Origin of the sequence: Pseudomonas sp. M5 (assembly GCF_016907075.1) — a bacterium.
Taxonomy (GTDB): domain Bacteria; phylum Pseudomonadota; class Gammaproteobacteria; order Pseudomonadales; family Pseudomonadaceae; genus Aquipseudomonas; species Aquipseudomonas putida_E.
In genome coordinates this window covers 12,592-33,386 of the sequence record NZ_JAFBBH010000001.1, presented here as the reverse complement: position 1 = coordinate 33,386, position 20,795 = coordinate 12,592, and the positions used below count along the sequence as shown (strand labels likewise).

Here is a 20,795-nt window from a genome sequence, read left to right as displayed (position 1 = left end):
TGCTAGGCTGTGCCCGACAAGTGCGGCGAATCTTATAGGCGACCCGTATAAGCGTCAACACCTTTCTATAAAAAATTTAAATTATTTAAGGGGTTAGGGCATTTGCCCGACCACCCGCCTTTGCCCTCGGGCCGTGTCGTGCGAGAATGCGCCCTCTTTATTGTTCCTTTCTCGATGGTTAATCACGCGTCTATGACTGCACACCTAATCGATGGCAAGGCGATCGCCGCCAACCTGCGCAAGCAGATCGCTCAACGTGTCGAGGAGCGTCGCCAGCAAGGCCTGCGCACGCCGGGCCTGGCGGTGATCCTGGTCGGCACCGACCCCGCCTCCCAAGTCTATGTCTCGCACAAGCGCAAGGACTGCGAAGAGGTCGGTTTCATTTCGCAGGCCTTCGATCTGCCCAGCGAAACCACGCAGCAAGCCCTGACCGAGCTGATCGACCGCCTCAACGACGACCCGGCAGTGGACGGCATCCTGCTGCAACTGCCGCTGCCTGCACACCTGGATGCATCGCTGCTGCTCGAGCGCATCCGTCCGGACAAGGACGTCGATGGCTTCCACCCGTACAACATCGGCCGCCTGGCCCAGCGTATTCCGCTGCTGCGCCCGTGCACCCCTAAAGGCATCATGACCCTGCTCGAAAGCACCGGTCAGGACCTGTATGGCATGGACGCCGTGATCGTCGGCGCTTCCAACATCGTTGGCCGCCCGATGGCCATGGAGCTGCTGCTGGCCGGCTGCACCGTGACCGTCTGCCACCGCTTCACCAAGGACCTGGCCGGTCATGTCGGCCGTGCCGACCTGGTGGTCGTGGCTGCCGGCAAGCCGGGGCTGGTCAAGGGTGAGTGGGTCAAGGAAGGCGCCATCGTCATCGACGTGGGCATCAACCGCCAGGAAGACGGCAAGCTGGTCGGCGATGTGGTCTACGAGACCGCCCTGCCCCGCGCGGGCTGGATCACGCCGGTGCCGGGCGGCGTAGGGCCGATGACCCGGGCCTGCCTGCTGGAAAACACGCTGTATGCGGCAGAAGAGCTGCATAAGTAAGCTTGCGTGAAATGAAAACGGCACCTCTGGCAGGTGCCGTTTTTTTGCCTTGGATTCAGCAGCTTGCCGACGATGACCCATTTGGGTCCCTAGCCGGTCACTTGCGCGCCGCCTCCCACGATTTCAGCAGCTCGTCATAGCTGACCGTCTCGCCCTTGGGCTTCTCGTTGGCCAGTTTCGGTTTTGGCGCCCCCGGCTGGTCGAACCAGTACTGTGCGTCTTTTTCAGGGTTCAGCTTAGGCGCGCAGGTGGCCTGGGCATTGGAGCGCTGCAACCGCTCCATCATGCGGTCCTGATCGCGGGCCAAGCCATCCAGCGCTTCTTGCGGCGTTTTCTCGCCGCTGGCCACTTCGGCGATATGGCTCCACCACAGTTGTGCCAGGCGAGGATAGTCCGGCACGTTGGTCCCGGTCGGGGTCCATTGCACCCGTGCCGGGCTACGATAGAACTCCACCAGCCCGCCAAGCTTGGGCGCCAGGTCGGTCATGGCCTGGGAGTTGATGTCCGACTCGCGGATCGGCGTCAGGCCAACGATGGTCTTTTTCAACGACACGGTCTTGGAGGTGACGAACTGGGCGTATAGCCAAGCGGCCAGGCGCTGCTTCTCGGGGGTGGACTTGAAGAAGGTCCAGGAGCCGGTGTCCTGATAGCCCAGCTTCATCCCCTCCTCCCAGTATGGCCCCTTGGGCGAGGGCGCCATGCGCCACTTCGGCGTGCCGTCAGCGTTGACCACCGGCAGCCCCGGCTTGGTCATGTCGGCGGTAAAGGCGGTGTACCAGAAGATCTGCTGGGCGATGTTGCCTTGCGCAGGCACCGGGCCAGCCTCGGAGAAGGTCATGCCTTGCGCTTCCTTGGGCGCATAGGCGCGCATCCAGTCGACGTACTTCTGCGTGGCATAGACGGCCGCCGGGCCATTGGTGTCGCCGCCGCGGGTCACGCTGGACCCTACCGGGTGGCAATCCTCCACGCGGATGCCCCACTCGTCCACTGGCAAGCCATTGGGCAGCCCTTTGTCGCCACCACCGGCCATGGAGAACCAGGCATCGGTGAAGCGCCACCCCAGCGAAGGGTCCTTCTTGCCATAGTCCATGTGGCCATAGACGCGCTTGCCATCGATTTCCTTGACGTCTTCGGTGAAGAATTTGGCGATGTCCTCATAGGCGGACCAGTTCACCGGCACGCCCAGCTCGTAACCGTACTTTTCCTTGAACCTGGCCTTGAGCTCGGGCCGCTCGAACCAGTCGGCGCGGAACCAGTACAGGTTGGCGAACTGCTGGTCGGGCAACTGATAAACCTTGCCATCCGGCGCGGTGGTGAACGAAATGCCAATGAAGTCCTTCAGGTCCAGGGTCGGCGAGGTGTAGTCCTTGCCTTCGTTGGCCATCAGATCAGTGATCGACTCCACCTTGCCGTAGCGAAAGTGCGTACCGATCAGGTCGGAGTCGTTGACCCAGCCGTCGTAGATGTTCTTGTCCGACTGCATCTGCGTCTGCAGCTTCTCCACCACGTCGCCTTCCTGCAGCAGGTCGTGGGTCAGCTGGATCCCGGTGATCTCGCTGAAGGCCTTGGCCAGCACCTTGGACTCGTACTCATGGGTGGTGATGGTTTCCGACACCACATTGATCTTCATCCCGCGAAACGGCTCGGCGGCCTTGATGAACCACTTGAGTTCGGCCAACTGCTGCTCCGGCGTCAGGGTCGACGGTTTGAACTCGCTGGTGATCCATTTCGACGCCGCATCCTCGTACTGGTCGGCCCACGCCGCACCGTGTACGCCCGCCAGTACCAGCATCGCGGCCAGGGTCAAATGTCGCCGGTTGTGTTTGTTATGGAACATTGTGCTCTCCCGTTTGAGTTATTCCCCGGAGCCGTCGCTCAGCCCCAGCGCAGCACCACCACGAGCCAGCCCAGCGACAGCAGCGAGGCCACCCATAAAGGCCAGTCGCTGACCCCGACTACCAGCAAGTGCAGGTAGGCGCTGACCAACAGGCCGATGAACAACCGGTCGCCACGGCTGGTGACGATCGGCAGAAAGCCGCGCCGCTCCACACAGGGGCGGCGCAGTTCGAACAGGGTCATGCACAGCAGCAGTACGCCGACGACGGCGAAGAACAGCGCCGTGGGCAAGGTCCAGGCCATCCACTCCATGCGTTGCCCTCCTCACACCCGGCCCAGGGCAAAGCCCTTGGCCACATGGTTGCGAACGAACCAGATCACCAGCATGCCTGGCAGGATGGTCAACACCCCTGCCGCCGCCAGCACGCCCCAGTCGATACCCGAAGCAGACACCGTGCGGGTCATCACGGCGGCAATCGGCTTGGCGTTCACCGAAGTCAGGGTGCGCGCCAGCAACAGTTCGACCCAGGAAAACATGAAGCAGAAAAACGCCGTCACGCCGATGCCGGAGCCGATCAGCGGAATGAAAATTTTCACGAAGAAACGCGGGAAGCTGTAACCATCGATGTAGGCGGTTTCATCAATCTCCTTCGGCACGCCCGACATGAACCCCTCGAGAATCCACACTGCCAGCGGCACGTTGAACAGGCAGTGGGCCAGGGCAACGGCAATGTGCGTATCGAACAGGCCGATGGACGAATAGAGCTGAAAGAACGGCAGCAGAAACACCGCAGGTGGGGCCATACGGTTGGTCAGCAACCAGAAGAACAGGTGGCGGTCACCGAGGAAGCGGTAGCGCGAGAAGGCATAGGCCGCCGGCAGCGCCACCAGCAGTGAAATCAGCGTGTTCAGGCACACGTAGTACAGCGAGTTGATGTAGCCGCTGTACCAGCTGGCATCGGTGAAGATCACCCGGTAGTTGTCGAGGGTGAACGCCTGCGGCCACAGGGTGAGGCCACCGAGTATCTCGGTGTTACTCTTGAACGACATGTTCAGCAGCCAGTAGATCGGCACCAGCAGGAAGAAGAAGTACAGCAGCAGGGCCAGCGTCTTGCGTGTACTCATGGCCTAGTCCTTGTCGGCGTGGGTCATGGCGGTATAGAACAGCCACGACACCAGCAGAATGATCAGGAAATACACCAGCGAGAACGCCGCCGCCGGGCCCAGGTCGAACTGCCCGACCGCCATGCGGGTCAGCGTCTGACTGAGGAAGGTGGTGGCGTTACCCGGCCCGCCTCCGGTGAGCACGAACGGCTCGGTGTAGATCATGAAGCTGTCCATGAAGCGCAGCATCACCGCGATCAGCAGCACGTTCTTGAGCTTGGGCAACTGGATATGCCGGAACACCGCCCAGCCCGATGCCCGGTCGATGCGCGCGGCCTGGTAGTACACGTCGGGGATGGCGCGCAGGCCCGAGTAGCACAGCAGCGCCACCAGTGATGTCCAGTGCCAGACGTCCATCACCAGCACGGTGAGCCAGGCGTCGAACGGGTCGCCGGCATAGTTGTAGCTGACGCCAAGCTTGGCCAGCGTGGCACCGAGCAGGCCGATATCGGCGCGGCCAAAGATCTGCCAGATGGTGCCGACCACATTCCACGGGATCAGCAGCGGGATGGCCATGACGATCAGGCATACCGAAGCCAGCCGCCCCTTGGTCGGCATGGTCAGGGCGATGCCGATGCCCAGCGGAATTTCGATCAGCAGCACGCAGGCGGAATAGATGAATTGGCGCAGCAAGGCATCGTGCAATGCCGGGTCGCGCAACACCTGGCGGTACCAGTCGGCGCCGACGAAGTAGCGGCTGGACTGGTCGAAAATGTCCTGCACCGAATAGTTGACCACCGTCATCATCGGCATCACGGCACTGAACGCCACCAGCAGGAACACCGGCAGCACCAGCCACCAGGCCTTGTTGTTCGGCACCTTGTTCATGGCACGGCCTCCAGCAGCAGATCGTCGACGTACAGCAGCAGCCACTGCGTCGGCAGGCTGACCCAGGCATGTGCCACCGGCACCAGGCGATCTTCTGCCAGGCGCGCCTTGAGCGCCACGCCGCCAAGCACCAGGGTGACGATGCGATAGGTGCCCAGGTCCTCGATGTCCAGCACTCGCGCAGGCAAGGCGCCCTCGAACGGGCTGTCCCACAGTTGCACGAACTCCGGGCGAATGCCCACTTGCAGACGCCCGCCGCGCGTGCCCGCCAAGCGTTCGCGCAGGCCGTCGGGCAGTGCCAGGTGCACATCGCCGAACGCGACCCCCGCCGCGTCGGCGCGCACGTCGATCAGGTTCATCCCCGGGCTGCCGATGAAGTAGCCGACAAAGGTATGGCGGGGCCGCTCGAACAGCTCACGCGGGGTACCGAACTGGACGATGCGCCCGCCATGCATCACCGCGATCTTGTCGGCGAAGGTCGAAGCCTCCAGTTGATCGTGGGTCACGTAGATCATGGTGATGTTGAACTGCTCATGGATCTGCTTGAGCTTGCGCCGCAACTTCCATTTCAGGTGCGGGTCGATCACCGTCAACGGCTCGTCGAAAAGGATGGCCGAGACGTCATCGCGCACCAGGCCACGGCCCATGGACACTTTCTGCTTTTCGTCGGCGCTGAGGTTGCGCGCCTTTTTCTTCAGCACTGCGCCCAGGTCGAGCACCTCGGCGATTTCCTCGACCCGCGTGCGCACTCTGGCTTCGTCCAGGCCCTGGTTGCGCAAAGGGAACGCCAGGTTGTCGAACACCGTCATGGTGTCGTACACCACCGGGAACTGAAACACCTGGGCAATGTTGCGCTGCTGCGGCGAAAGGTCATTGACCGGCTTGCCGTCGAACAGCACCTGGCCATGGGAGGGCGTGAGCAGCCCCGAGATGATGTTCAGCAAGGTCGACTTGCCACACCCGGAAGGCCCGAGCAACGCATAAGCGCCGCCCTGCTCCCACACGTGCTCCAGTTGATGCAGCGCGTAGTCGCCCTCGGCGGTGGGTTGCCGGCTGTAGCTGTGCGCCAGCTGGCGCAGGCGGATTTCGGCCATCAGGCGCTCCTTGCCTGGCGCAGGCCCGGTGCCTGTACCAGTGCCCCGGCGCTGTCGAAGACGAACAGCTTGTGGGTGGGTATGAAGACACGGATCGGCGTATCCACCTGATACTCGTGCACCCCCGGCAGGTGCAGGACCATCGGCCAGTGCTCGTTACGCACATGCAGAAATGTCTCGGAACCGCTGATCTCGGCCAGTTCCACCCGCACCGCCAGTTCCAGGTCGTCATCGTGCGCCGGCACCAGGGTGAGGTGGCTGGGGCGCACGCCAAAGCGGTAATCGCCGTCGCCCAGGCGGTGCAGGTCGACATTGCGGGCGAAGTGCACGGCCTGGGCCAGGCTCACCTCATTGCCATTGATACGCCCCGGTATCAGGTTGATCGGCGGCTCGCTGAACAACTCGGCGGCCAGCACGCTGCCGGGCCGCTGGTAGACCTCGGCCGTCGGCCCGCTCTGGACGATTCGCCCCTCGTGCACCAGGGTGGTGGTGCCGCCCAGTGCCAGCGCTTCGTTGGGCTCGGTGGTGGCATACACGGCAATGCAGTTGCGCGCGGCGAACAACTCGCGCAGCTCCTGGCGCAGCCCTTCGCGCAGCTTGTAGTCGAGGTTGACCAGCGGCTCATCGAACAGGATCAACCCGGCATCCTTGACCAGCGCCCTGGCCATCGCCGTGCGCTGCTGTTGGCCGCCAGACAGCTCCAACGGCAAGCGTTGCAGGTAGGGTTCGATACGCAGCATTTCGGCAGTTTCCTGCACGCGCCGACGGATGTCCGGCTCGGCCAGGCGCGCCTGGCGCAGGGGTGAGGCGATGTTCTCGTACACGCTCAGGGTCGGGTAATTGATGAACTGCTGATACACCATCGACACATTGCGCCGGCGCACCGGCACGCCAGTGACATCTTCACCCGCCATCAGCACGCGGCCACGGTCGGGGCGGTCGAGCCCGGCCATCAGGCGCATGAGGCTGGTTTTGCCGGCCAGGGTCCGGCCAAGCAGCACGTTGAACGAGCCAGGCTCGAACTGCAGGGACGCGTCGATGATCCAGGGCTGGTTATCGACGCTGCGGCTGACCTGTTCCAGCACCAGAGACATGGCAGGACCTTGTTATTGTGGTTGTCCGGCACAGACAGCCAGTTCCGTGCCAGTTCCACTCTGGCCCTCTGGCCTGCGGCTTTGACGGTGCCGACAAGCCAGCAGCGATTCACAACTGAACACTTTCGCTGAACACCTGAACAGTGGCGGGTTTGACAATGAACAACGGTGGACGACACTCAACAGCGGTCGGCTGATAACAACAATCACACAGGACAGGCCCATGGCCACCGCCACTTCGACCCATGCCCAACTGATCCAGGCCTCCTGGGCGCGCTGCCGCGATCACGGCCTGCAGCCACAGAGCGCCCCCGACTTCGATTGCCTGACCAAGGCCGAACTCAGCGCCCTGCTGGAGCGGCGCCAGGCACTGTTGCAACACACCCGCGATGGCGTGCTGCCGCAGTACGCGCACCTGCTGGGCAATGCCAGCTACCTGGTGATGCTCGCCGACGCCAACGGCTGCCTGCTCGAGACCTGGGGTTCGCGACGCTTCGTCTGCCCCCAGCACCAGCACGGTTTCAGCGCCGGCGCCCACTGGCACGAACGGGGCGTGGGCACCAATGCGCTGGGTACCGCGCTGGTCTGCGCCGAGCCCGTCCATGTTGGCCAGGACGAACACTTCCTGCGCCAGAACCGCTACATGTCCAGCGCCGCAGCCCCGCTGTACGATGCCCTGCGGCAACTGGTCGGGGTGCTCGATGTGGCCAGCGACGGCTACCTGCCGGCCACCCAGACCCTCGGCCTGGTGCGCATGATGGGCCAGAGCCTGGAGAATCGCCTGATCCTTGCGCAGCATGCCGAGCAGCACGCGCAGTTGCTGTTCAACAGCGCTTGCGACAACCTCGACAGCCCTTGGGCCGGGCTGCTGGTATTCGATGAGCGTGGCCAGGTACTCGCCGCCAATCATCGAGCCGACAGCCTGCTGGGCGGCAACCCGCTGCAACAAAACGTCGAGCAACTGTTCCAGATCCCCTTGTGCCAGTTGCTTGCCCACCCCCAGCAGCAACCCTTCGCTTTGCAGGCAGCCGGGCGCAACCGCTTCCACTGCCAGTGGCAAGCCCCCCGGCAAAGCCACCCGCGCTCAGCGCTTGGCAGTGGCGACCCACGCATGGAAAAGGCCCTGGCCCAGGCCAGCCTGATGCTGGAAAAAGACATCCCGCTGCTGGTCCAGGGTGAAACCGGCGTCGGCAAGGAAGTCTTCGTCCAGGCCCTGCACCGCGCCAGCAGCCGTGCCCGCCAGCCGTTGATCGCGGTCAACTGTGCGGCGATCCCGGCAGAGCTGGTGGAATCGGAGTTGTTCGGTTATGACAAAGGCGCCTTCACCGGCGCTCATCACAAGGGCAACCCCGGGCTGATCCGCAAGGCCGACCAGGGCATCCTGTTCCTCGACGAAATCGGCGACATGCCGCTGCCGACCCAGGCCCGCCTGCTGCGCGTGCTGCAATCGCGCAGCATTCAGCCTCTGGGCAGCGGCGAACCGGTAGCGGTGGATATCCGCGTGGTCTCGGCAAGCAATCGGGACCTGACCGAAGAGGTGCGTGCGGGGCGCTTTCGCCAGGACCTCTACTACCGCATCGCGGCAATGGCGGTCGTGTTGCCGGCGCTGCGCGAGCGCACTGACCGGCGAGCATTGATCGAGCACATCCACGCACGTTATCGCGACCCTCACCAACCCCAGCGCTTGGGGCAGCCTATCCTCGAACTGCTTGACCGCCACCCCTGGCCGGGCAATGTGCGCGAGCTGGTGAGTGTGATGCAGGTGGCGCTGGCGCTGGCAGGCGATGGGCCGGTCGGCGTCGAACATCTGCCTGGGGTCTTTCTGGCTGAAACACAAGGGCGCCCGGTGGTGAGCGACTGCAGTGACGATGAGACGGACCTGCACAGCCTGCTGAAACGGGCCAATGGCAACCTCTCGGCCGTGGCGCGGGCCCTGGGGATCAGCCGGACGACACTGTACAAACGCCTGCGCGAGCAATGACCGGGGGACGACAGCCGATTCTGCTGCCCTCGCCCTGAAGTCAGCCGGCCCCGCTGCCCGCACCGCCTTTTTCAGCCGGCATTCCCGCCCTGATCGCCCGACAATATCCCTACAGCCCAACCCGCAAGTTGCAGGGAGATGCCATGACCCGTTTCATCGATGTGCAAGACCTCGCCCGCCTGGTCAACCGCAAAGGCCTGGCCACCTGCCTGGTGGAGATGGCCGAGTACATCCGTCAGGACTACCTGCGCTGGGACGATTTCGAGAAGTGCCCGCGCCTGGCCAATCATTCGGCGGACGGCGTGATCGAACTGATGCCGGTTTCCGACTCCAGCCGGTATGCCTTCAAGTATGTCAACGGCCACCCGAAGAACACCCGCCTCGGCCTGCCCACGGTGATGGCCTTTGGTGCCTTGAGCGACGTTGGCTCCGGTGCGCCGCTGCTGCTCAGCGAGATGACCCTGACCACAGCGATGCGTACCGCCGCCACTTCGGCCCTCGCCGCCCGCTACCTGGCGCGTGAAGACAGCCGCAGCATGGCGCTGATTGGCAACGGTTCGCAAAGCGAATTCCAGGCCATCGCCTTCAAGACCCTGCTGGGCATCGACGAGATCCGCCTGTTCGACATCGACCCTGCAGCCACGGCGAAGCTGGTGGCCAACCTGGCGGGCCGCCCAGGGCTCAAGGTGATCGTCGCCCACAGCGTCGCCGAAGCCGTGCGCGGTGCCGATATCGTCACCACGGTCACAGCAGACAAGACCTACGCGACCATCCTCACGCCGGACATGATCGAACCGGGCGTGCACCTGAACGCCGTGGGCGGCGACTGCCCGGGCAAGACCGAGCTGCACCGCGCCATCGTCGAGCGGGCCCGGGTGATCGTTGAGTACGAGCCGCAAAGCCGGGTCGAAGGCGAAATCCAGCAAATGCCGGCCGATTCGCCGGTCTTCCCATTCTGGCAGGTGGTCGCAGGCCTTGTTCAGGGCCGTGAAAACGCCGACCAGGTGACCCTGTTCGATTCGGTAGGTTTTGCGCTGGAAGATTATTCGGCACTGCGCTACGTGCTCGATACAGCGCTCACATTAGGGATCGGCCAGGATATCGGGCTGGTGCCGGTGCTGGAAAACCCCAGGGACTTGTATGCACTGCTGCAGCCTCGGGTGGTGGCGGTTCGTTCAGTGCACCGGGCCGACAGCGCCTGCGCCTGACGGACCTTGGGCTGCTACGCAGCCCAATCGCCGGCGCGTGAGGACGATCACCCGATAACCGCCTAACCTGTCCATGCCCCGCCTTCAAAAAAGAAGCACCTCGCATGGACACCAAGGACGCCACCTCTGCCCCGCTGGACCGCATCGACCAAGCCATCATCGACATACTGCGCGTCGATGGCCGCATCACCTTCGAAAAGCTCTCGACCCTGGTGCATCTTACTCCGCGCCCCTGCCTGGAACGCGTACGCAAGCTGGAACGGCGCGGCGTGATCCGCGGTTATGGCGCAATCATCGACCCGCAGAAGCTCGCACCAGGGCTGTCACTGCTGGTACTCGTAGCCCTTTCCAACCTGCGCGGGCGGTCCGCACAAAAGGCGTTCGAGGCAACCATGCTGGCCTGCCCTGACGTTCATGAATGCCAACTGATCAGTGGCCATTTCGACTACAGCTTGCGCGTGCGCTGTCGTGACATGGAGCACTATCGGGTGCTGAGCGAAAGCTGGATGAACGACGACGCCCTGCACATCGACAAGCTGGTGGCCCACCCTGAACTGGCTTCGGTCAAGAGCATCGCCCCGCCGCCCTGATCGGGCAGAAGTTGGCAGGCAGATTGCTAACACCCTGCAGGTATTGGCAAATGCCGGCCAACGGCGCATCACCTCAATCTGCAGCACGCACCGAACTAGAGCCTGGCAAGCCGAAATGCACCACAACTGGTCAGACCGGTAAGGCCAAAAAACCTTGCATATTCGGATTTTTCGCGCTTTTATGACTTCGCGCTGAACAAACCGGTAAGACCACAAAAATAAATAAGTCCTGCGCTCTTTCGCCCCGTGCGGCACCGAAGCAAGGACACCGATCAGAGATCACTCCCATGCTCAAATGGTGCTCGCGTTCGATCTTCCTGCAAGTTGTGCTCGGCCTTGCCCTCGGCATCGCCTGCGGCCTCAGTTTTCCCGACCTTTCCCTGCAGCTCAAACCCCTCGGCGACGGCTTCATCAAGCTGATCAAGATGCTTATCGGCCTGATCGTCTTCTGCGTGGTGGTCAGCGGCATTTCCGGTGCCGGCGATCTGAAGAAAGTCGGGCGCATCGGCCTGAAATCGGTGATCTACTTTGAAGTGTTGACCACCATCGCCCTGGTGATCGGCCTGGTGTTCGCCTTTACCAGCGGCATCGGCAGCGGCGCCAACATCCACCTGGATCAGCTTTCTGCTGCCGACGCCAGCGGCCTGGCCGAGCGCGGCCAGCATATCCATGGCGCCACCGCGTTCTTCATGGACCTGATCCCCACCTCCGTGGTGGGCGCCTTCGCCGACAACAACATCCTTCAAGTCTTGCTGTTCTCGGTGCTGTTCGGCAGCGCGCTGAACCTGGTGGGTGACTCGGCCGCCGGTATTTCGCGGTTGATCAACGAACTCAGCCACGTGATTTTCCGCATCATGGGCATGATCGTGCGCCTGGCGCCGATCGGCGTCTTCGGCGCCATCGCCTTCACCACCAGCAAATATGGCCTGGAGTCGCTGCAGCACCTGGGTGGCCTGGTAGCGTTGTTCTACCTGACCTGTGCGGGCTTCGTGCTGATCATCCTGGGCACTGTGATGCGCGTGTCGGGGCTCAAGTTGCTGCCTTTCATCAAGTACCTGCGCGAAGAGTTGACCATCGTCCTGGGCACCGCTTCCTCCGATGCCGTGCTGCCGCAGATCATGCGCAAGCTCGAGCACCTGGGCATTGGCAGCTCCACCGTTGGCCTGGTGATCCCGACCGGCTACTCGTTCAACCTTGACGGCTTCTCCATCTACCTGACCCTGGCCATCGTGTTCATCGCCAACGCCACCGGTACGCCGCTGGCGATGACCGACCTGCTGACCATCCTGCTGGTGTCACTGGTGACGTCCAAAGGCGCTCACGGCATCCCAGGCTCGGCACTGGTGATCCTCGCCGCCACCCTCACCGCCGTGCCGGCGATCCCGGTGGTCGGCCTGGTGCTGGTGCTGGCAGTGGACTGGTTCATGGGCATCGGCCGGGCGCTGACCAACCTGATCGGCAACTGCGTGGCTACCGTGGCCATTGCCCGCTGGGAAAAAGACATCGATCTGGAGCGTGCGCAGAACGTGCTCGATGGCAAACCCGGCTTTGCCCATGCACCGCGCAAGCAGCCCAACGCACATCAACAGGAATTCTGAGCCCACGTGGCCGGCGCTGACGCCGGCCCTTTCAGGAGAAAACCGTGATCAGCTCATCGACCGTCGTCAACTCAGTGGTGGAAAAACTGCGCCAGGCCCTGGCCCGCGGCCAGTGGCGCTCCGGCGACATGCTGCCTGGCCAGCGCGAGCTGGCCGAACAATTGGGCATCAGCCGCCCCAGCCTGCGCGAAGCCGTGACCGTTCTCGAGACCCTCGGCCTGGTGCGCTCCATGCCGGGCAAGGGCGTACTGGTGCTGGATGCCGAGACGGCCGTGCTGGAACCAGGCGTCGACAGCAGCGCTGCGGCGAGCCTGGCCGATGTCCTGGAGCTGCGCTACACCCTCGAACCGTTCATCGTCGGCCTGGTGGCGCAATCGGCCAACAGCCAGGACATCGGCCAGCTACGCCTGACCCTGATGGACATGCGCGAAGCGCTGGATGCCGATGACAGCGATGCCGGGGCCAAGGCCTACATCGCCTTCCACGAGGCGCTGTTCGCGCTGACCACCAACCCGATTTTCCAGAGCGTGGTACAGCAGACCGGCAATGCCCTCAAGCAAAGCGCCAACATGCTGCGCAACTCACCCGAACACCTTGCTGCGCGGCTCAAGGAAAACGAAGCCGTGGTACGCGCCATTCGCGACCGCAACAGTGCCCAGGCCAGCGCCCAGATGCGCCAGCACATCCTTGCCGAAGGGCAGCGGATGGGCATCGAACTGAACATCCCGGATGACCATCCGCGCCAATGACCCCAGGAGAGCGACCATGACCGCCTGCGCCCACGCCGCCCCCCACCTGCCTGCCCTGCTCGGGGCCGGCGAAACCCGCCTGTCGGCCGAGCAGATCTACCCCCGCCTGTTCGACGCGATTCTCGAGCAGCGCTTGCCACCCGGCAGCCTGCTGCCCGAGCAGGCACTGGGCAACGCCTTCGGCGTCAGCCGCACGGTGATCCGCCGGGTACTCGGGCGCCTCTCGGACCAGCAAGTGGTGGTACAGCGCCCCAGCCACACCGCGCACCTGGCCGCCCCTGATCCACAACAGGCGCGCCAGGTGCTGAGCGCCCGGCGCCTGGCCGAAACCACCCTGATCAGCCTGGCAGCGCAACGCGCGCGGCCGGCGCAGATCCGCCAACTGCGTTCGCTGGTGGAGCGCGAGCGCCAGCACCACGAGCGTGGCGAACGTTGCGCGGCAATCCGCCTGGGCGGCGAATTCCACCTCAAGCTTGCCCAGGTGGCCGCCAATGCACCGCTGGCACGTTTTCTCAACGGTCTGGTGCCAATGACGTCTTTGATCATCGCCCGCTATGAATCGCCCTGCTGCGACCACTGTGCCTGGCAAGAGCACGCGGCGATCATCGATGCCGTGGAGGCTGGTGACGCGGCAGCCGCGCTTGCACTGATGGATGAGCACCTGGACCGCCTGGAAGAAAAACTCGACCTCGCCTGACAGGGCGCATGCGCAGCCGATCACCGGCCCTATACTCGGTTAACCACCCAGCCTCGAAACCCGGGAGGCGGTCGTGTGAACCCACGCATCCTCGTGCTGCTCTGCCTTCTGCTGGCCCTCGGCGGCTGCGCCGGCAAGCGCCCGCCTGCCCCGCCACCGCCCGCCGTGCTGACCCCCGCCGCCTGGCAACGCATCGACCAGGAACTGATCGATGCATCGGTAGGCGCCGCAGGCTCGGCCAACGACTATGCGCGGCGCTCGATGCGGGTATGGAAAGAACAGGTACAGCAACGTACCGAAAGCGACTTCATTCCCTGGTTCACCGGTTACTGGACCCAGCAATGGCTGACCCTCAAGGTCGCCTGGTACAAGCTCAACAGCGGTGAGGGCCGCGAGCCTGCGGAAAAACGCCTGGCCCTGTACCTGCAGGAGCAGTACCAGAACCGGGTGATCGAGCCGGTGGCCGAGCAGATCAACCCCGAAGTCATCCGCGACCGCGCCTGCGAGTTGTACCTGCAACTCTTTGGCCAGCAACTGCCGGCCATCATCCAGCGCTACAACGCCCCACCCGATCAGCTCAGCCAGCGCCTGAACCGGGTCCCGGCCATTGCCCTGGGGCCGCCGCCGGCGCGCAACGCCAGCCTCTATCAATTGCTCAAGGCCAAGCCACTCGACCAGCAACCCGCCTGGCTCGCCCTGCGCGACCACCTGCACCGGCAAGCGGCCAAGGGCCCGGGGCAGACCGACGTAGGCCTGTCGTCGGTGGCCACCCGCGCCAGCGAAAAGCTTGGCGCCACCCTGGCCCCTCGCGGCATTGCCAGTGCCGTGGCCAGTGCGGTGGGCAAGGTGGCCGGGGCGATGATCTCGGTGGCGGCAGCCGGCTACGGCATGATCACCCACGATCGCGATCACCCGGAGATGGTCGAGCAATTGCGGGTGATCCTCAACGTGGCGCTCAATCAGGAATGGCAGGAATTGATGGAGAACCGCCAGAGCGGCGCCATGGCGGGGGTGTACTACCTGTCGGGGCAGGTCGAGGACAGTTTGCTGGCCAGTGCGCCGCGGCCAGTGGACCCGGCCGTGCAACCGGAACAACCTGCGCGGCAGGAGCCCTTGTTGATCCGCCTGCCGCCATAGCGGTACCGACACCCTCAGGCGGTAGCCATGGCCGATGCCGGCAGACCGAAGATGCGGTCGAACGCCCAGTTGTAGGCAAACGTGTAGCACGGCACCAGGATGATAAAGGCAAGGTCCACCAGGAACGCCTCGACCAGGCTCATGCCCAGCCACCAGGCAATCAGCGGGATCAGGTACACCACCAGGGTCAGCTGGAAACCGACGGCATGCACCACCCGCCGTGCCACGCTGCGGCCGCGCTTGGCCTGGCGGCTCTCCCAATACTCGAACAGGCTGTTGTAAATCAGGTTCCAGAGCATGGCGATGGTGGTGATCATCACCGCCAGCGGCCCGGTATGCGAAGCCTGGGTATCGGACAAGTAAGCCAGCCCCAGCGTCGACATGCACAAGCCGATCAGCTCGTAGAAAGTCACGTAGACCAGTTTGCGTTTCAGTCCTTGCACCGGTTTTACCTCATGTGGAATCAAGCGAAGGGCGCGAGAATGATTCAAATTTATTGACAGAAAAAGTCTGTAGCTTTCAGATTGACTGACAGGAGGCCGACATGAACTTTTCCAGTGACAATATCCAGCTGTTCCTCGCCGTGCTCGACCGGGGTTCGTTTTCCGCTGCGGCGCGCACCCTTGGCCGGGTACCTTCTGCCGTCAGCATGGCCATCGGCAACCTTGAAGCCGAACTGGGCTACCCCCTGTTCGAGCGTGGCCCGCGCGAGGTTCACCCCACCGCCCAGGCTGCGGCGCTAGAGCCACACGCCAGGCTGATCGCCGAGCAACTGGGGCTATTGCAGGTGCACGCACTGGAGTTGTCGCAAGGGCTGGAAAGCAGCCTGACCCTCGCCGTGGTCCCGGACATCGATCAGCGCCCGCTGTTTACTGCCATCGCCAGCCTGGGTGAACGCTACCCGCTGCTGGACATCCAACTGCTCAGTGCCCCGCAGGAAGACGCATTGCAGTTGCTCGACAGCGGCCGTGCCGACCTGTGCCTGGCCTTCGCCGGCCTGCACGTCGATGCCCGCCGGGGGTTCCAGCACATTGGTACGCAATCGCTGGTTGCCACCCTGTCACCGGCGCACCCGGCACTGCGCGACGGGCGCATCCGCTACCTGGAAGACCTGATCAACGTGCGTCAGATCCTGGTGCGCAGCCGCGACCTGCCGCTGGCCGACCCGCGCGCGCTGATCGGCGCCACGCACTGGTCCACCGACAGTTTCGACTTCGCCGTGCAAATGGTCGAAGCAGGCCTTGGCTGGGGCGATTTGCCCTTGGCCAGGGTGGCGCCACTGATCGCTGCCGGGCGCCTGGTACGTCTGCGTTTTGGCAATACCCGCAACGAACTTCAGTTGCCGATTCATGCCTTCTGGCGCAGGCAGCAACCGCTGCGCCAAGCGGCGCGTCTGCTGATCGAACAGCTAGCCAACTGCTAGCGCACCGTCCGTCGAAATCGCCTCAGCCTGATGACGTAAGTGCTTCAATTTTTTATGAGATTTGCCGATACCAGAGTGGACAGGCCCATCGCGCCACAAGCGCGCAGTGCCCTTCCCTCCATGGCTCAAGGTCTCGAAACATGAACCTGAAATTTCGCCACAAGATCCTCCTCAGCGCGTGCGGCGTCGTGGTACTGGCCTTTGCCCTGTTCACGCTCTACAACGATTACCTGCAACGCAACATCATCGCCCAGAACATCGAATCGTCGGTGCAGCAGTCCGGTGCGCTGACTGCCAGCAGCGTGCAGAACTGGATGAGCGGGCGCATCCTGGTGCTGGAGAACCTGGCCCAGGACATTGCTGAACAAGGGACGGGCGATACCCTGGCCGGGCTGATCGAGCAGCCTTCCTACACGCAAAATTTCCTGTTCACCTACCTGGGCCAGGCCAATGGTGTGTTCACCCAGCGCCCCAATGCCCAGATGCCGGCCGGTTACGACCCACGCCAGCGCCCATGGTACGGCGCCGCCGCAAACGCCGGGCAGACCGTGCTAACAGCCCCTTACCAGGGCGCCGTCGGTGGCCTGATGGTGACCATCGCCACGCCGGTGAAGCGTGACGGCGAAATGCTCGGAGTGGTCGGCGGCGACCTGACCCTCGATACCTTGGTGCAGATCATCAACTCGGTCGACTTCGGCGGCATCGGCCACGCCTTCCTCGCCGACAGCAGCGGCCAAGTGATCGTCAGCCCCGACAAAGACCAGGTGATGAAGAACCTCAAGGACATCTACCCAGGCGCTGGCTTGCGCGTGGAGCCCGGCATGCAGGATGTCACCCTCGATGGCCAACAGCGGTTGATCTCCTTTGCCCCGGTGGCCGGCTTGCCGTCTGCCCAGTGGTATATCGGCCTGTCGATCGACAAGGACAAGGCCTACGCCGCATTGGGCCAGTTCCGTACCTCGGCGATCATCGCCATGGTCATTGCCGTGGCGGCCATCGCCGGGCTGCTGGGCTTGCTGATCCCGGTGCTGATGCGCCCGCTGACCACCATGGGCCGCGCCATGCGCGACATCGCCGAAGGTGAAGGCGACCTGACCCGCCGCCTTGCCGTGCAGCGCAAAGATGAGTTCGGCGAGCTGGCCACCTCGTTCAACCACTTTGTAGAACGCATTCACACCTCGATCAGCGAAGTTTCGTCGGCCACGCGGCTGGTGCACGACCTGTCGGAAAAGGTGGTCAACGCCTCCAATGCCTCGATCATCGGTTCCGAAGAGCAGAGCATGCGCACCAACAGTGTCGCTGCGGCCATCAACCAACTGGGTGCCGCCACTCAGGAAATCGCACGCAACGCTGCCGACGCTTCGCAGCACGCCAGCGGCGCCAGCGAGCAGGCCAATGGCGGGCGCGAAGTGGTGGAAGAAGCGATCAACGCCATGACCGCCCTGTCGCAGCGCATCAGCGAATCCTGCGAACAGATCGAAACGCTCAATGCCAGCACCGACGAAATCGGCAAGATCCTCGACGTGATCAAGGGCATCTCCCAGCAGACCAACCTGCTGGCGCTCAACGCCGCGATCGAAGCGGCCCGTGCTGGTGAAGCCGGGCGCGGGTTTGCCGTGGTCGCCGACGAGGTTCGCAACCTGGCGCACCGCACCCAGGAATCGGCGGAAGAGATCCACCGCATGATCACCAGCCTGCAGGTCGGCTCGCGTGAGGCGGTGCACACCATGAACACCAGCCAGGTGTCCAGCGAACAGACCGTGCAGGTCGCCAACCAGGCCGGTGTTCGCCTGGCCAGCGTGACCCAGCGCATCGGCGAGATCGACGGCATGAACCAGTCGGTGGCCACCGCTACCGAAGAGCAGACCGCCGTGGTCGAGAGCCTGAACCTGGACATCACCCAGATCAATGCGCTCAACCAGCAAGGGGTAGAGAACCTCAACCAGACACTGCAGCATTGCGATGCGCTGGCGCAGCAGGCCGGGCGTTTGAAGCAACTGGTGGGCAGCTTCCGCATCTGAGGGGATGTGCCGGCACGCTCGCCTTCTGCAGGGGATGAGCGTGCCGGCGCTGAAGCTCAGGCAGTTATAACCTAATAACGAACAAGTCTATTTGGCTATATAAACTACCTATATGCTGGCACCCATCCGATCACGGGCAAAGCTGGGCAGTCGAGTAGCGTATGGATGTAGGTTCTTTCGGTTTCACCATAGCCGGGCTGGTTGTGGGGTTCATCGTCGGCATGACCGGCGTCGGTGGCGGTTCGCTGATGACGCCGATCCTGCTGTGGTTTGGCATCAGCCCGGCCACCGCTGTCGGCACCGACCTGCTCTACGCCGCCATCACCAAGGCCAGTGGCGTGTGGGTGCACAGCCGCAACAAGAACATCGACTGGAGAATCACCGGCCTGCTCAGCCTGGGCAGCGTCCCGGCAGCAGCGCTGACCCTGTGGTTCCTGAGCACCCTGCACACCGACACCTCGGCGCTCAATGGCATCATCAAGCAGGGCCTGGCGGTGGTATTGATCCTCACTGCACTGGCAATCCTGTTCAAGTCGCGGCTGCAAGCGTTCGCCAACCGCCATGCCGGTGACCATTACCAACTCAGCGACCGTAGCCTAAACATCCTTACCGTACTCACCGGCGTGGTGCTGGGTGTCATGGTCACCCTCACCTCGATCGGTGCCGGCGCCCTGGGCACCGTGGCGCTGTTTTTGCTTTACCCGTTCCTGGTCACCCGGCGCCTGGTGGGCACCGAGATCGCCCACGCGGTGCCGTTGACCCTGGTCGCAGGCCTGGGCCACGCCGGCATGGGCAACATGGACTGGTCGCTGCTGGGTTACCTGCTGCTCGGCTCGTTGCCCGGCATCTACCTGGGCAGCCACCTCACCGGGCGGATCTCCGACCGCGTGCTGCGGCCCTGCCTGGCGGGGATGCTGTTGCTGATCGGGTACAAGCTGGCGTTTTGAGGAAAGGGTTTGGCGTGAGACGGGTTAGCCGGCCCTCACGCCATCACAAGCCACACCTCACCCGAGCCGCAAGCGCCATCGCCCGGTAAAGCTCAACTGCACACGTGACAAAGGCAGCACATCAATCTGCCGATGGGCAGCCAGGGGGCAACCAAGCACCTGCACCAGCACCGCGCGAATCACCATGGGATGGGTCACCGCCACCCACTCGCCCGGTTTATCGAATGCCGCCAGCCACCCCGCCATGCGCTGGCACAGCTCGGCAAACGACTCACCACCATGCGGCGCACTGTGCGGGTCGTCCAGCCACAACGCCAGCGCCTGCGGTTGCTCAGCCTGCAATTGTTTCAATGCCAGCCCGTGCCAGCACCCCAGGTCGCAATCGGCCAACGCTGGCTCGACCTGCACCGGCATCGAAAAACCTGCCGCCGTTGCCCTCGCACGCTGCTCCGGCGCGGTCAGCATGCGCGTTTCAGGCGCCACGGCGAACGGCTGGGCGTGCAGCGGCAAGATACCGTCGTCAGGGCGGTGCAAGCGCCCGGTCTTCTGGGCCGTTGTCAGGGCATGACAGATCAAGGTCAGGTGTACGGCTTTCACCAGGCGGCTTCTTCGCAGGGGACGGCCGACTGGTTTAGCACGCCGAGGTTATTTTTTCCGCAACAATGTCGCAGTCCTGGAGGAACACTGCGTTACGATGGCCAGTCCAAATTAGGCGAAATGCCACTAGAGCCGACCCGAATGCCAGCCAGCTCCTCCTCTCCCAGCCCGTTGCTGCTAGCCCTGCGCGAGGGTACACGCGACTGCCACAAGTCGCTCGAAGCCCGCCTGCCGTTCTTTCAAGCGCACTTCGATGCCGCTGCCTACAGCCGGCTACTGCAAGCCTACTACGGGTTCCACGCCCCTCTCGAAGCGCGGCTGGGCAATTATCAGGAACCCGTGAGGGCCAAGACACCGGCTCTCACCCTGGACCTGCAAGCCTTGCACCTGAGCGCCGCCGACATCGATGCCCTGCCCCTGTGCCAAGCGCTGCCTGCCATAAACGATGAGGCAAGCGCGCTGGGTGTGATGTACGTAATGGAAGGCTCGACCCTGGGCGGCCAGGTACTCAAAAAGGCAATGTCCGAACGCCTGGGTCTCGACCCGGCCAGCGGCACAGGTTTTTTAGATGTATACGGTGCGCGGACCGGCAACTACTGGCGCAGCTTTCTCGACCGCCTTGGCCAGGCCTCGACAGCACCTGCAGCGCAGGCCGCCACCGTGCAGGCGGCCATCGAAACATTCCAGAGCTTCGAGCGCTGGCTTGGGCAACGCAACGTGCTGAACCAAAAACCCGGCTAAAGAGGCCTGTTTGCTCTGACCCTGCCGCCGGCAAGCCGGCGAT

The 20,795-nt window shown here is 63.6% G+C and carries 20 protein-coding genes; 12 read left to right on the top strand and 8 right to left on the bottom strand.

Going from position 1 to position 20,795, the window contains the following annotated elements; genetic code table 11:
* The first annotated feature begins 192 nt into the window (after positions 1-192).
* Complete coding sequence (folD, locus tag JOE27_RS00160) at positions 193-1,047, top strand: bifunctional methylenetetrahydrofolate dehydrogenase/methenyltetrahydrofolate cyclohydrolase FolD (protein ID WP_039603436.1); 855 nt, start codon at positions 193-195, stop codon at positions 1,045-1,047.
* A 97-nt stretch (positions 1,048-1,144) separates the two neighbouring features.
* On the opposite strand, the gene JOE27_RS00155 is transcribed toward folD, so the two are convergent.
* From JOE27_RS00155 to JOE27_RS00130, 6 genes are read right to left on the bottom strand one after another with little or no spacing between them, the layout of a single operon-like run.
* Positions 1,145-2,884, bottom strand: coding sequence for an ABC transporter substrate-binding protein (locus JOE27_RS00155; protein WP_119688604.1), 1,740 nt, complete (start codon positions 2,882-2,884; stop codon positions 1,145-1,147).
* A gap of 38 nt (positions 2,885-2,922) precedes the next feature.
* Entirely contained in the window at positions 2,923-3,195 is a 273-nt protein-coding gene (locus JOE27_RS00150) for a DUF2160 domain-containing protein (protein WP_046787926.1), read from the bottom strand.
* 12 nt (positions 3,196-3,207) lie between these two features.
* Positions 3,208-4,008 carry a carbohydrate ABC transporter permease gene (locus JOE27_RS00145; RefSeq protein WP_039603433.1) on the bottom strand — a complete coding sequence of 267 codons (801 nt, stop codon included), beginning with the start codon at positions 4,006-4,008 and terminating at the stop codon, positions 3,208-3,210.
* A gap of 3 nt (positions 4,009-4,011) precedes the next feature.
* Positions 4,012-4,875: a sugar ABC transporter permease gene (locus JOE27_RS00140; RefSeq protein WP_039603432.1), complete on the bottom strand. Its 864-nt coding sequence runs from the start codon at positions 4,873-4,875 to the stop codon at positions 4,012-4,014.
* Complete coding sequence (locus JOE27_RS00135; RefSeq protein WP_204917504.1) at positions 4,872-5,969, bottom strand: ABC transporter ATP-binding protein; 1,098 nt, start codon at positions 5,967-5,969, stop codon at positions 4,872-4,874. Before JOE27_RS00135 ends, JOE27_RS00140 begins: the two co-directional genes overlap by 4 nt.
* Positions 5,969-7,063 (bottom strand): ABC transporter ATP-binding protein, encoded by a 1,095-nt coding sequence (locus JOE27_RS00130; protein WP_204917502.1) that lies wholly within the window; start codon positions 7,061-7,063, stop codon positions 5,969-5,971. The genes JOE27_RS00135 and JOE27_RS00130 overlap by 1 nt, the downstream gene beginning before the upstream one ends.
* A gap of 223 nt (positions 7,064-7,286) precedes the next feature.
* Here JOE27_RS00130 and JOE27_RS00125 point away from each other — a divergent pair, with 223 nt between their 5' ends.
* From JOE27_RS00125 to JOE27_RS00095, 7 genes are all read left to right on the top strand, one after another.
* On the top strand, positions 7,287-9,044 hold the full coding sequence (locus JOE27_RS00125) for a sigma-54-dependent Fis family transcriptional regulator (protein WP_204917500.1): 1,758 nt from the start codon (positions 7,287-7,289) through the stop codon (positions 9,042-9,044).
* 143 nt (positions 9,045-9,187) lie between these two features.
* Positions 9,188-10,252, top strand: coding sequence for an ornithine cyclodeaminase (locus JOE27_RS00120; protein WP_174141613.1), 1,065 nt, complete (start codon positions 9,188-9,190; stop codon positions 10,250-10,252).
* A 104-nt stretch (positions 10,253-10,356) separates the two neighbouring features.
* Positions 10,357-10,842, top strand: a complete 486-nt coding sequence (locus tag JOE27_RS00115; protein WP_046787921.1) for an Lrp/AsnC family transcriptional regulator — start codon at positions 10,357-10,359, stop codon at positions 10,840-10,842.
* A gap of 287 nt (positions 10,843-11,129) precedes the next feature.
* Complete coding sequence (locus JOE27_RS00110; RefSeq protein WP_046787920.1) at positions 11,130-12,440, top strand: C4-dicarboxylate transporter DctA; 1,311 nt, start codon at positions 11,130-11,132, stop codon at positions 12,438-12,440.
* Between the two features lie 44 nt (positions 12,441-12,484).
* Positions 12,485-13,189: a FadR/GntR family transcriptional regulator gene (locus JOE27_RS00105; protein WP_046787919.1), complete on the top strand. Its 705-nt coding sequence runs from the start codon at positions 12,485-12,487 to the stop codon at positions 13,187-13,189.
* Between the two features lie 16 nt (positions 13,190-13,205).
* Positions 13,206-13,886 (top strand): GntR family transcriptional regulator, encoded by a 681-nt coding sequence (locus JOE27_RS00100; protein WP_046787918.1) that lies wholly within the window; start codon positions 13,206-13,208, stop codon positions 13,884-13,886.
* Between the two features lie 75 nt (positions 13,887-13,961).
* Positions 13,962-15,023: a hypothetical protein gene (locus JOE27_RS00095; RefSeq protein ID WP_119688597.1), complete on the top strand. Its 1,062-nt coding sequence runs from the start codon at positions 13,962-13,964 to the stop codon at positions 15,021-15,023.
* Positions 15,024-15,037: 14 nt separating this feature from the next.
* Here JOE27_RS00095 and JOE27_RS00090 read toward each other — a convergent pair whose 3' ends face one another.
* Positions 15,038-15,466: a PACE efflux transporter gene (locus JOE27_RS00090; RefSeq protein WP_012313628.1), complete on the bottom strand. Its 429-nt coding sequence runs from the start codon at positions 15,464-15,466 to the stop codon at positions 15,038-15,040.
* Between the two features lie 101 nt (positions 15,467-15,567).
* Here JOE27_RS00090 and JOE27_RS00085 point away from each other — a divergent pair, with 101 nt between their 5' ends.
* The 3 genes from JOE27_RS00085 to JOE27_RS00075 all read left to right on the top strand — a co-directional run bounded on the left by JOE27_RS00085 (position 15,568) and on the right by JOE27_RS00075 (position 19,414).
* On the top strand, positions 15,568-16,446 hold the full coding sequence (locus JOE27_RS00085; RefSeq protein WP_046787916.1) for a LysR family transcriptional regulator: 879 nt from the start codon (positions 15,568-15,570) through the stop codon (positions 16,444-16,446).
* A gap of 140 nt (positions 16,447-16,586) precedes the next feature.
* Complete coding sequence (gene mcpA, locus JOE27_RS00080; protein WP_125923200.1) at positions 16,587-18,467, top strand: methyl-accepting chemotaxis protein McpA; 1,881 nt, start codon at positions 16,587-16,589, stop codon at positions 18,465-18,467.
* Between the two features lie 161 nt (positions 18,468-18,628).
* Entirely contained in the window at positions 18,629-19,414 is a 786-nt protein-coding gene (locus JOE27_RS00075; RefSeq protein ID WP_012313625.1) for a sulfite exporter TauE/SafE family protein, read from the top strand.
* Between the two features lie 57 nt (positions 19,415-19,471).
* Here the strand turns inward: JOE27_RS00075 and JOE27_RS00070 are convergent, their stop codons facing one another.
* Positions 19,472-20,011: a histidine phosphatase family protein gene (locus JOE27_RS00070; RefSeq protein WP_119688594.1), complete on the bottom strand. Its 540-nt coding sequence runs from the start codon at positions 20,009-20,011 to the stop codon at positions 19,472-19,474.
* Positions 20,012-20,152: 141 nt separating this feature from the next.
* On the opposite strand from JOE27_RS00070, the gene JOE27_RS00065 reads away from it, so the two are divergent.
* On the top strand, positions 20,153-20,752 hold the full coding sequence (locus JOE27_RS00065) for a biliverdin-producing heme oxygenase (RefSeq protein WP_204917498.1): 600 nt from the start codon (positions 20,153-20,155) through the stop codon (positions 20,750-20,752).
* The last annotated feature ends 43 nt before the right edge of the window (positions 20,753-20,795 follow it).